This window comes from Kitasatospora sp. NPDC029312 (genome assembly GCF_055569215.1).
Genome location: NZ_JBVHXY010000028.1, coordinates 68167 through 80200, shown reverse-complemented (window position 1 = coordinate 80200; position 12034 = coordinate 68167). Strand labels below are relative to the sequence as shown.

Here is a 12034-nt window from a genome sequence, read left to right as displayed (position 1 = left end):
TCCGCAGGATGGACGCGCCGGGACGCGCCCGAACGTGCCAGGGCCCTGTTGCGCGGGGGGAGTTGGGAGGAGGATTGTGCATTTCCGAGGGGGACGAGGGGGAGGCTCGATGACCACGGACGAAACGACGGGGACGGACGGCTCGGCGGGGACGGGCGGCCGAACGACGCCAGCTGGTCGGACCGCGGCCGCCGGGGCCGGCGCGGCGGCGACCCTGCACGGGCTGGTCGAACGACAGGCCCGCCGGGGGCCGGACGCGGTGGCGGTGCGCTGCGGCGACGCCGAGCTGACGTACGGCGAACTGGACGCGCGGGCCGACCGGCTGGCCGCCGCCCTCGTGGCCGGCGGCCTGCCCCCAGGCGGCCGGGTGGCGGTCGCCCTCGGCCGCGGCACCGAGGTGTACGTCGCGCTGCTCGCGGTGCTGAAGGCGGGCGCCGCCTTCGTACCGCTGGAGCCGACCGCCCCCGACGCCCTGCTGCGGCACCTGCTGACCGACGCCAAGCCCGACCTGGTGCTGACCGAGGAGCGCCACCGCCTCCGGCTGGCGGACGCGGGCGGGGCCCCGCTGGTCTGCGTCGACACCCTCGCGCCGCCGGACGGCGGGTTCGAGCGCCCCGAGGTCTCCCCGGGCGACCCGGCCTGCGTCTTCTACACCTCCGGCACCACCGGCCTGCCGGCCGGCGCCGTGATCGAACACCGCAACCTGCTGGCCGCGTACGACGCCTGGCGGGAGGTGTACGGGCTGTCGGCGGAGGACCGGATCCTGCAGACGGCGAGCCTTGAGTTCGACGTCTTCACCGCCGACTGGGTCCGCGCGCTCGGCACCGGCGCGACCCTGGTGGTCACCCCGTTCAACCTGACCCTGGACCGCACCGCCGACCTCGCGGCGCTGCCCGCCCTGGTCGCGGAGGAACGGATCACGGTCATGGAGCTGAACGTCCGCACCGCGCGCCGCCTCACCGCCCTGCTGGCCGCGACCGGCCGGACGCTGCCCGGGGTGCGGCTGCTCACCGTGGGCGCCGAGAAGTGGTACCTGGACGAGCAGTTGAGCCTGCAACGGCTGCTCGGGGAGCACACCCGGGTGCTGAACGTCTACGGCCTGGCCGAGGCCACCGTGGACAGCACGTACTTCGAGGTGCGCGGCGCGGCCGCCGCCGAGGGCGCCGAGCACGTCTCGCTGGTCGGCCGGCCGTTCCCCGGCACCCGGGTGTACGTGCTGGGGCCGAACGCCGCCCCGGTGCCCGCCGGGCGGGTCGGCGAGATCGCGATCGCGGGCTCCGGCCTGGGCCGCGGCTACCTCGACCGGCCGGCGGACGACGCCCGCCGCTTCGTCCGGGCGGACTTCGACCCGGACGGGCGGGTGCTGCTCACCGGCGACCTGGGGCTGCTGCGAGCGGACGGCGTGCTGGAGTTCATCGGCCGGGCCGCGACCGTGGTCGGACCGCTCGGCGCGGAGCGGGCGACCACGGTGACCACCCGGGTCAAGGCGGCGGCCCGCGCGGAGGGCGCGTTGCGGGCGCACCCGGCGGTCCGGGAGGCGGCCGTCGTCGAGGTGGAGCCGGCGCCGGGGCGGCGGCTGCTGGTCGGTTACGCGGTGCCCGCACCGGGGGCGCCGGAGGCGGAGGGCGCGGACGGCTGGTCGCTCACCGAGTACCTCCGGGCGGAGCTCAAGGGCTTCGCCGCGCCCGCCGCGGTCATCCCCGTCCCCGAGCTGCCGCGCACCCGCGCCGGGAAGCTCGACCGCGCGGCGCTGCCACTGCCGGCCCCGCCCGACCACACCCGGCCGTCCACGGCCAGGGCCGGTGGCGGCAAGGCCGGCGGCAAGGGCGGGAGCAAGGGCGGGAGCAAGGGCGGTGGCGCGGCCGGGGGAGGCGGCGCCGACCGGTCGGGCATAGTCGGCTGTCTGGCGCTCTTCGTCACGGTCGCCACCACCCTCCTCGCCCGGGCCACCACCGACTACTTCTTCCCCGGTTCGACGGACCTCTCGGCGGTGCCCTCCGGGTACCACTTCTGGTTCGGCCTGCTCTACTGGGGCGAGTGCGCCGCCTTCGGTGCCGGACTGGCCTTCCTCCTCACCGGCCTCCCGGCGGTGCTGCGGCAGGGCCGTTCGCTCCGGCTGTCGCTGCTCACGTACCTCTCGCTGTTCTGGCTGCTCGCCTCCTGGTGGCCGCAGGACAACCTCTACCGGCTCACCGACGCCACGGACTGGGCGCGTGAGACCGCGATGGTCTACGTGTTCAACCTCCCGCTGATGGTGGCCGCGGCGATCGTCGTGGTCTTCCTGCTGCGGAGGCCGAGGAGCAGGGGAAAGTAGCTTTCAGCGCAACGCCTCGAACATCCCGGTCAGCGCGTGGTTGGCCGCCGCGAGCAGCGCCTGCGCGGCGTCCAGCGCCTCGGCGTCCGGCCCGGCGAGCGCCAGGCCGACGGAGGGCTGCGGATCACGAGCCGCCGTCGGGATCAGCGGCAGCAGGGTGACACCGAGCCGGGCGCAGCGCGGGCGCAGCCGGTCGAGGTGGTCGTGCAGCGCCTCGGGGGCGAGGCGGGCGCCGAGCGGCATCGTGTCCAGGGTGCGGACCAGGTGGCCGGGGCCGCGCACCCGGTCGAGGCGTTCGCGCAGCATGAAGGCGACGGCCGGGCCGGTGAGCCGCAGGTTGATCTCGGTGGGGGCGAGCCGGCGCCGCCGGTCGGTGACGAAGTCGACGTCGTACCAGCCGCGGTATCCCTCGGCGGCCAGCCGCTCCCCCACGGCGAGGGCGAAGCCTCGGGCCGTCCCGGCGGCTGCCTGCGGCACCGCGCGGGGGCCCACGATGGCGCCCTGGTAGTGGGTGCCGGCCACCTCCATGGCGGCCGCGCCGACCGGGTGGACGGTGCCGTCGGGGCCGATCAGGGCGTCGTAGGTGAGGTCGCGCAGCCGGGCCGCCGGGCCCGGGTCGACGTACTCCTCCAGCAGCAACTCGCCTTGTCGCGGCATGACTTCGGACCGGACCAGGCGGCGCAGCAGGGCGCCTCCGCCGCCGGCGGCGAACAGGTCGGCGGGCTCGACCACGACCGTGCCGTAGCCGCCGACGCCGTACGGGCTCTTCAGCACGGTGGTCAGGCCCCGGGCGGCGCGGACGGTCAGCCGACGGGCGGCGCGGCGGCGGCCGTCCGGGCGCTCCTGGGCCGGGACGGTGATGCCCGGATGTGCGGGCGCGAGGGCGGTGAACAGGTCGTGGGCGGCGGCCTTGGACTCGTACCGACGGACGGCGGCCAGCTCGGGCCCCTCGCCGTCCGCCGCGGTGCGGCCCCAACGGACCACCGGCCGGCCGGAGTCGGCGATCCGCGCCGCCAGGGCGGGCCGCTCGGCGAGCGCCCCGGCCACCGTCCGGCCGTTCGCCACCCCGCTGTGCACCTCGACCGGCCCCCAGTCCAACTCCCGGGCCAGCCAGTCTATCCATGCCCGGTCCACCTCGGCGGGCAGCACCAGCAGCGCCGGCTCCGGGCTGTAGCAGGCGGCCAGACAAGCGTAGTGGTGCGCCTGCCGCAGCCGACGGTCGCGCTGGGCCGCGTCCGTACCCGGGGCGGTGAACTGGGCGTTGAAGTCCGCGACGTTGCCGATGTGGACCGCCGCCCGCCCGCCGGTCCAGGCCCCCACCCATCCGTCCATGGGCCGGAAGCCTAGGACCTGGCGGTCACAGTGCCAACAGCCCGGCGTCGGTGGGCTTCCGGCCACCGGTGAGCGGGTCGCGCCGCAGGTGGTTGGTCGTCACATGGGCATTCTCGACCGCTTGTTAACTTCTGATCATTTTTGACTATCCAAGGACACGACTTGGCAAAGTTATGACCTTTCCTCTAGCTGTAAATGACTGGCCACCGTCAATCTCTGACCCAGCTCCTATCCCCACAGCGAACCCCCACTGGAGTCAGAGTGACCCCCACGTCCTCCATCCGCCGTGCCCGCGTGGCCGCAGCCGTCGCGGTCGTCGCCGCCCTCGCCGGCGCGACCCTCCCCGCCGCCACCGCCTCCGCTTCCCCCGACCCGCGCGCGGCCGCGATAGCCCGGGCCCGCGCCAACGTCACCCACCACACCCCGGTGTTCGGCTTCGGCGCCGGCCAGGACCTCGTGCTCAAGGACGTCGTGCTCGACGCCGACGGCACCTCGCACGTCCGCTTCGACCGCACCTACCAGGGCCTGCCGGTGGTCGGCGGTGACCTGGTCGTCCACCAGGACGCCAGGGGCGGGTTGAAGGACACCTCGCGCGCGGCCGCCCACGACGCCACCGTGAAGTCCACCGTCCCCAAGGTGCCCGCGCAGTCCGGCGCGACCGACGCGCTGTCCGCCGCCCCGGGCGTCCGGGACGCCGTCAGCACCCCGGAGCTGGTCGTCTGGGCCGCCGACGGCACCCCCCGCCTCGCCTGGCGCACCACCGTCGAGGGCACCGGCGCCCACGGCGAGCCGGCCGGCAAGGTCGTCGTCACCGACGCCACCACCGGCGAGCAGATCGAGTCCTACGACGCCGAGCACCACGCCGCCGGCACCGGCAACTCGGAGTACACCGGCACGATCACCATCGACACCACCCCGGTCAGCGGCGGCTACACCCTCACCGACCCGGTCCGCGGCCACGTCACCAAGGACGCCCACAACCTCTCCGCGAGCTCGGTCAAGGCCTCCTCCGGCACCGCCTTCACCAGCACCACCAACGTCTGGGGCGACGGGAGGAAGTTCTCCACGAACCGCGCCACCGCCGCCGTCGACGCCCACGCCAACACCGCCTGGACGTACGACTACTACAAGAACACCTTCGGCCGGAACGGCATCAAGAACGACGGCAAGGGCGCCACCGTCTTCGTCCACGTCGGCACCGCCTGGGACAACGCCCAGTGGTCCGACAGCTGCTTCTGCATGATGACCGGCGACGGCGACGGCTCCCACGACCCCGAGCAGGTCGACCTCGACACCATGGGCCACGAGATGACCCACGGCGTCACCAGCGCCACCGCCAACCTGCGCTACAGCGGGGAGTCCGGCGGCCTCAACGAGTCCACCAGCGACATCTTCGGCACCATGGTCGAGTGGTACGCGAACAGCAAGGTCGACACCCCCGACTACCTGTTCAGCGACCAGTCCACCCCGCCGTGGCTGCGCCGCTTCGACAAGCCCTCGCTGGACGGCTCCTCGGCGGACTGCTGGAGCAGCTCGGTCGGCCGGCTGGACGTGCACAACTCCTCGGGCGTCGGCAACCACTGGTTCTACCTGGCCAGCGAGGGCAGCGGCAGCAAGACCATCAACGGCTTCACCTACAACAGCCCCACCTGCAACGGCTCCACGGTGACCGGCATCGGCAACCAGAAGGTCGCCAAGATCTGGTACCGCGCGCTGACCGTCTACATGACGTCCACCACCACCTACAAGGGCGCCCGCACCGCCTCGCTCAGCGCCGCCAAGGACCTCTACGGCCTCGACAGCGCCGAGTACCGGGCCGTCGCGGCGGCCTGGAGCGGCGTCAACGTCAACTGACGCCGAAGGGCTAGTGGTTGAACCCGACGTGGACGTGGTCGTGGTGGGTGTCGTCGGTGAAGAACTGGTTGCCGACGCCCGCGATCGCCACCGGCCCGCCCACGTTGTACGAACCGGCGGCGGCCGCGTCCCGCATGAAGGACTCGATCAGCTGCCGGGGCGTGGCCTGGTCCACCACCGCCCGGCCGTCGATCCGCCACACGTCGAAGGCCCGGCCCAGCGGATGGTCGCTGGGCCGGGTCGTCCCGAACACGTCCAGCGGGTGTCCGCTGCGCACCACGCTCACCGAGAGCGAGTACGGGCCGGCCAGCCGCAGCATCGCCTCCAGCACCGAGTCGTGGACGGCGCCGCTGCGCAGGTCGGCCGCCGCGGCGGGCGGCAGCTCGATCCTCGGCTGGGCCAGCACCCCGGCCACCGCCGTGCTGGGCGAGGCGGTGGCCGCTCCCGGCTCCGCCGGGTGCAGCGCCGTGATGGTCCAGCGCGGCTCGGCCCGGCTCAGCCGGACGTCCACGGTGGTGCCGCCCTCGGCCACCGATCCGTCGGACGCCCGGGTCCACTGGCGGCAGACCACCAGCACGCTCGCCGAGTCGGCGAGGATCCCGCCGTACTGGGCGTCGATCACCTCCAGGCTCGCCTCGGCCGCTGCCGGGGCCAGCGGGCCGGCCTGGTCCGCCAGCCCGGGTGGCAGGCCCAGCGCGGCCACCCGGCCCCGGGCCGCCTCCACGCCCTGGCCGCCGGATGGCCAGGCGCCGAGCGCGGCGACCAGCTCGACGGCGCGGCGCTTGACGTCGGGCTGGATCTCGGCCGGGCCGGGCTGCCAGAGCGGCGGGTTGGGGAGCGCGGTGGGCGGCGGGGTCTGGTTCTGGGGCGGAGTCGGGTTCGGCGACTGGGCCGGGGGCGTCGATGTCGGGGGCGGGGTCGGTGCCCCGCTCGAAGCCGCCCGGGGTCCGCCCCCGCTCGAACACCCCGCCGCACCCAGCAGCGCGCCCGCCGCGGCCGCCCTCAACACCGCGCGCCGACCCGTGCCCCGGCCACCGTCTCCGCTCGTCATGCGGTCAGTATGCGACCCCGAGCCCCGCCAGGGCCGCCGACATCAGCCCAGACGGCGGATCGGCCGACCCGCGAGGAAGGCCGCGATGTCCTCCACCGCCTCGCCGTAGTACCGCCGGTAGTTGTCCCGCGAGACGTAGCCCAGGTGCGGGGTCGCCAGCAGCCGGCGCGCGGTGCGCAGCGGGTGGTCGGCGGGCAGCGGCTCGATGTCGAAGACGTCCACGGCGGCGCCCGCGATCCGTCCCCCGGTGAGCGCGGCGAGCAGCGCGTCCTGGTCGACGATCGCCGCCCGGGAGGTGTTGACGAGGTAGGCCTCGGGCTTCATCAGGGCGAGTTCGGCGGCGCCGATCAGTCCCCGGGTGCCCTCGTCGGAGGCGAGGTGGACGGAGACGAAGTCGCTCTCGCGCAGCAGCCCCTCCTTATCGGCGGCCCGGCGCACCCCCGCCCGGGCCGCCCGTTCGTCCGTCAGGTTCCGGCTCCAGGCGACGACGTCCATCCCGAAGGCCAGCCCGACCTTGGCGACCAGGGTGCCGATCCGTCCGAGGCCGAGGATGCCGAGCACCCGCCCGTGCAGATCGGCGCCGACGGTGCTCTGCCAGGGGCCGCCCTCGCGCAGCGCGGTGTTCTCCTGGACGATGCCCCGGGCCAGGCCGAGCAGCAGGGCCCAGGTCAGTTCGACCGGCGGGGTGCCGGAGCTCGCGGTGCCGCAGACCGTGACGCCGAGCTCCTCGGCGGCCGCGTAGTCGATCACCGAGTTGCGCATGCCGGAGGCGATCAGCAGCCTGAGCTTCGGCAGCCGGGCGAACAGCGAGGCGGGTGAACGGCACCCGCTAGCGCAGGGTGACGACGATGTCGAAGTCGGCGAGCGCGGCGGCGAGTTCCTCCTCGGAGCCGTGGTGCCCGCGGAAGGCCGTCACGGCGACCCGGTCGGCCACCGGGGACCAGTCGGCGAGGCTGGTGGCGACGCCCTGGAAGTCGTCCAGGACGGCGCAGCGAAGGGTCGGGATCGTCATACCCGCGCTCTCGCAGAGGGCGCCGAGCCCCGGCGTGCCGGGCCCGGCCCATGGCCTGACCGACGAGTACGACCGTGACGATCCCCACGTACCATCCGACCGGCGGGCGGCCTTCGGCGACCTCAGCGTCCGGTGGACGGGTCCTCGGGAACGGCCGTCACGCGGCGGCGGCCTGCCGGAGTCGGGTCCTCGAACCGGCAACGAGGAGCGTGCCGAGCAGGCAGCCCGTCAGCAGGCCGGCGCCGTGGTTGTTCCGCAGCGCGCACAGGAACAGAGCCGCCGCCGGAACGAGCAGCACCGGCCAGTGGGTCTTGAATCCGGAGCCCCGGAGTCCCCCGCGCAGCAGGCAGGCGGCGGCCAGGGCGCCCAGCAGACCACAGACGGCCACCGAGTCGCCGCCGCCCCGCGGCGCCCAGCCGGCCAGGCTCACCACGTGGGCGAGGACGCCGCTGACGAGGAAGACCGCCGTCGTGCGCCACCACCCGAGCACCGACTCGGCGACCGCGCCGATCACGAGCAGGGCCGGCAGGTTCATCGCGATCTGCATCAGACCGGAGGACTGCACCAGCAGCGCGGTGCCCGCCCGCCACCACTGGCCGTCGGAGAGCGCACCCGGCTGCCGCATCAGATCATCGACCACGGCGGGCACCGCGTACTGGACGACGGCCATCACCGCCATCACCGCGAACAGCGCAGCGGTGGCCCAAGGGCGCCGCAGCAGGGCGGCCCGGACGACGGCGAGCACCTCGACCGGCCCGGCGGCGCCCTCCGCGGACGCGCCGGTGACGGTATCACCCGCCGAAGCGGTCGGCGAGGCCCCCGTCAAGCCCACCGTGGCGCCGGCCAGCACCAACGTCCGCAGCCCCGCGCCGACCACCACGGCAGCGCTCGCGTACAACCCGATCTCGTGCGGCGACATCGCCGACCCCCCGTTGTCGAACAAGCTCCGGGCGGTCCTGCCCGGTCACCGGGCATCATCCCCGCCGGAACCGTTCCGGCGCCAGCGCAGGTGATCACGGATCCGGCCTGCCATCCGTCACAGCCGGGTCCGGCAGCCGTGCGCCCGCCCGGTGCTCCGCGGAGCAGGGCGCCGGGACCTGATCCATGCGGTCCTCCGCGGCGGACGGTCACCGCCCTGATGCCGTGCTTCTGCACAAGCCGCCGGTCCGTGCCGTGGTCGTAGCCCCAGTCCGCGAGCGGGACGTCCGGTCTGCACCGTGGCCGGCCGACGAGGCCGGCCACGGCGGGAAACCTGCGCCAGCAGGGGCTGCAGCTGGGCGCCTCAGGCGGCGGCGCCTGACGGCCACCGGGCTGCGTTCCAACCGGCCAGCTCCGCCGGGCGGTTGGTGATGATGCCGTCCACCCCGGCGTCCGCGAGGGCCTTCCAGCGGGCGGGCCGGTCGACGGTCCAGACGTTGACGGCGATGCCGGCGGCATGCAGGTCCCCGACCACACCCGGGCGGGCGGTGAGTGCGTCGTCCGAGGGGTGGTAGGCGGCCAGGCGCAGTTCACGGGCGGTGGCGACCGGGTCGGCGTCCAGGGTGGAGCGGAGCAGGGCGAGCGGCAGCTCGGGGGCCAGTTCGCGGGTGTGGCGCAGGGCGTCCACCTCGAAGCTCTGGACGAGGACCCGGTCGGTCATGCCGTGGTCGCGCACCTCCCGCACGATCCGGGCGACCTCCTCGCGGGTGTGCGGCCCCTTGATCTCCAGCAGCAGCTTGCCGCCCCTGGTGCGCAGGTCCTCCAGCTGGGCGGCGAGGGTCGGCAGGCGGGCGCCCCGGTAGGACGGGGCGAACCAGGAGCCGGCGTCCAGGGCGTCCAGTCGGGCGGCGGTCAGGTCGCGGATCCGGCCGGTGCCGTCAGTGGTGCGTCCACGGTGTCGTCGTGCAGCACGTACGGGACGCCGTCCCTGCTGGGCTGGACGTCGTCCTCGATCCACTCGGCGCCGGCCCGACGGGCGACCTCGTCGGACACCAGGGTGTTCTCGGGAGCGGCGGAGGCGGCGCCGCGGTGGGCGTACACGGTCGGCGGCACGCCGGCCGGGCGCAGCCGGGCGGTGGGGGTGAGGACGCCGGACGCCGGGTCGGCCGGGCGGACGGGCGCCCCGGTGAGCGCGACGGCTCCGAGGGTGGCCCCGAGGACGGCCCCGAGCAGCGCCGCGAGAGCGCCGGTCCGGTGGCGACGGGGGTGCTGGGACTGCCGAAGGGGTGTCATGCCCGGCACGCTACGGCCGTCGGGGCGGATCGGGACCAGCGACACCGGGGATCCCTGGTGACACCAGGTGACCTGGCGACAGGCGGAGGGGATCCGGTCGTCACTCCTCGCCCAGCGGCGCCAGCAACGCCTCCGCCGACGCCGTCCGGGCGTACAGCACCGACCGTCCGGCCCGGTGGGCACTGACCAGCCGGGCGTCCCGCAGGGCCGTCAGGTACTGGGACACCGCCGACGGCGAGAGCCCGGTGCGCCGCGCCAGCTCGGTCGTGGACGCCGGGGCCGCCAGCTCCGTCAGCAGCCGGGCGCGGGAGCGGCCGAGGACGGCGGCCAGCGCCTCGCCGCCCGCCGCCGGGGCGGCCGCCCACAGCGTGCCGATTCCGCGTGCCGGGTAGGCGAGTTGCGGCGGGTCCTTCCGGCCGAGGCGGGTGTACAGGTGCGGGCCGGTGAAAGCGGAAGGGATCAGCAGCAGGCCCGCCCCGGCCGTGCGGCGGGGCAGCGGGCGGGTGCGGTGGCGCAGCCGCAGCGTGTCCTCCGTCCAGCGCAGTTCGGCGTGCAGGTCGTTGAGCACCCGGGCGGCGCCGTGTTCGGCGGCCTGCCGGGCCCGGTGCAGCACGTCCGCGTCCAGCACCGCGCGGATCCTTGCCCAGTACGGCGCCAGCGCCAGCTCCCAGTACGCCTCGACCGCCTCGGTCAGCCGGGCCAGCCCGGCAGCCGGGTCGCTGTGCAGCGTCCGCAGCCGGGGCCCGAGCCGGCCCTGCTCCTGCGCCAGCCGGTCGAGGTCCTGCCGGACCTGCTCGGCGGGGGTGGCCCGGATCGCGGCGAGTTCCTCGGCCAGGGTGGGCGCCGGCCCGGCCGGGGCCGGGTTGACGAAGTCGGGCACGTAGCCGGCCGGTGGGACGAGCTCGGCGAGCAGCCCGTACGCCGGGCCGAGCGCCGCCAGCCGGGGCCGCACCTGTTCGGCCCACGGGCGGTGCACGGCGTGCGGCAGGCCGGAGCCCAGCAGACGCAGGCTCGGCCCGACCTCCCACATCGGGGAGACCGCGAACCGCATCCGTGCCAGGTCGCCCGCCGTGAACAGCAGCTCCGCCGCCAACGCCTACCCCCGGGTGGATTCGCACATCCTCGAATCATTGGCGACCAGGCTAGTGCACTCACGATCATGACGGGTATGACCACCGACAGCACCGTGACCGCCGACCCGACCGCCAACCCGACTGCCAACCCGACCACCGACCCGGCCGCTGACCCGGCCGCTGACCTGACCGCCGCTCTGACCGCCACCGCCTCCGGCACCTGGACCCTCGGCGACCGCACCGTCCACCGGATCGGCTTCGGCACGATGCGCCTGCCGCAGACCGGCCCCGCCCTCATACCCGACGCCGTACCGCGCGATCGCGAGCAGGCCCTGCGAGTCCTGCGCCGCGCGGTCGAACTCGGTGTCAACCACATCGACACCGCCGCCTTCTACTTCTCCCCGCTGCGCTCCGCCAACGAGCTGATCAACCGGGCACTCGCGCCCTACTCCGACGACCTGGTGATCGCCACCAAGGTCGGCCCCGCGCGCGGCATCGACGGCGAGTGGACGGAGCACGCCCGCACCCCCGAGCGGCTGCGCGCCCAGGTCGAGCAGAACCTGCGCCAACTCGGCCGCGACCACCTCGACCTGGTCAACCTGCGCGTCCTCGGCACCGACTCGATCACCGAACGCTTCGGCGCACTGGCCGAGCTGCGCCGGGCCGGACTGATCCGCCACCTCGGCCTGTCCAACGTCCACTCGCACCAGCTCGCCGAGGCCCGGACCATCGCCCCCGTCGTCTGCGTGCAGAACCCTTACGGCATCGGCGCCCAGTCCCACCAGGACGAACTGCTGCGGCTCTGCGGCGAGCAGGGCATCGCCTTCGTCCCCTTCTACGCCATCGCCGGCGCAGGGCGGCAGGACGGCGCCGGCGCCCCCGAACCCGCCCAGGTCCTCGCGGTGGCCCGGGCGCGCGGGATCAGCACCGCCCAGGTCCGGATCGCCTGGACGCTGCACCGGGGCCCGCACGTCCTCGCCATCCCGGGCACCGGTGACGTGGCCCATCTGGAGGACAACGTCGCGGCAGGTGCGATCCGGCTCAGCACCGAGGAACTGGCCCTGCTGGACCAGGCCCACTCCGGCTGACCCGACCCGGCGGGGGGGGGGCGCGGGGGGGGGGGGGGGGGGGGGGGGTTGGGGGGGGGGGGGGGGGGGGGGGGAGGGGAGGAGGGGGGGGGAGAAAGA

The 12034-nt window shown here is 75.0% G+C and carries 7 protein-coding genes and 2 pseudogenes; 3 read left to right on the top strand and 6 right to left on the bottom strand.

Annotated elements, in window-relative coordinates:
* Positions 1-109: 109 nt before the first annotated feature.
* Positions 110-2314, top strand: a complete 2205-nt coding sequence (locus ACZ4WV_RS22835; RefSeq protein ID WP_465749526.1) for an amino acid adenylation domain-containing protein — start codon at positions 110-112, stop codon at positions 2312-2314.
* 3 nt (positions 2315-2317) lie between these two features.
* On the opposite strand, the gene ACZ4WV_RS22830 is transcribed toward ACZ4WV_RS22835, so the two are convergent.
* The gene (locus tag ACZ4WV_RS22830; RefSeq protein WP_465749524.1) at positions 2318-3646 is read right to left on the bottom strand and encodes a hypothetical protein; all 1329 of its coding nucleotides are present in this window, start codon (positions 3644-3646) and stop codon (positions 2318-2320) included.
* Positions 3647-3907: 261 nt separating this feature from the next.
* Here ACZ4WV_RS22830 and ACZ4WV_RS22825 point away from each other — a divergent pair, with 261 nt between their 5' ends.
* Entirely contained in the window at positions 3908-5500 is a 1593-nt protein-coding gene (locus ACZ4WV_RS22825) for a M4 family metallopeptidase (protein WP_465749523.1), read from the top strand.
* Positions 5501-5510: 10 nt separating this feature from the next.
* On the opposite strand, the gene ACZ4WV_RS22820 is transcribed toward ACZ4WV_RS22825, so the two are convergent.
* From ACZ4WV_RS22820 to ACZ4WV_RS22800, 5 genes and pseudogenes are all read right to left on the bottom strand, one after another.
* Positions 5511-6551 (bottom strand): hypothetical protein, encoded by a 1041-nt coding sequence (locus tag ACZ4WV_RS22820; RefSeq protein WP_465749521.1) that lies wholly within the window; start codon positions 6549-6551, stop codon positions 5511-5513.
* Positions 6552-6593: 42 nt separating this feature from the next.
* Positions 6594-7563, bottom strand: a pseudogene (locus ACZ4WV_RS22815) (D-2-hydroxyacid dehydrogenase family protein).
* A 157-nt stretch (positions 7564-7720) separates the two neighbouring features.
* Positions 7721-8506, bottom strand: coding sequence for a rhomboid family intramembrane serine protease (locus ACZ4WV_RS22810; RefSeq protein ID WP_465749519.1), 786 nt, complete (start codon positions 8504-8506; stop codon positions 7721-7723).
* Positions 8507-8845: 339 nt separating this feature from the next.
* A pseudogene (locus ACZ4WV_RS22805) lies at positions 8846-9774 on the bottom strand (glycerophosphodiester phosphodiesterase).
* Positions 9775-9874: 100 nt separating this feature from the next.
* Entirely contained in the window at positions 9875-10867 is a 993-nt protein-coding gene (locus tag ACZ4WV_RS22800; protein ID WP_465749516.1) for an ArsR/SmtB family transcription factor, read from the bottom strand.
* Positions 10868-10942: 75 nt separating this feature from the next.
* On the opposite strand from ACZ4WV_RS22800, the gene ACZ4WV_RS22795 reads away from it, so the two are divergent.
* Positions 10943-11935 carry an oxidoreductase gene (locus ACZ4WV_RS22795; RefSeq protein ID WP_465749514.1) on the top strand — a complete coding sequence of 331 codons (993 nt, stop codon included), beginning with the start codon at positions 10943-10945 and terminating at the stop codon, positions 11933-11935.
* Positions 11936-12034: the final 99 nt, after the last annotated feature.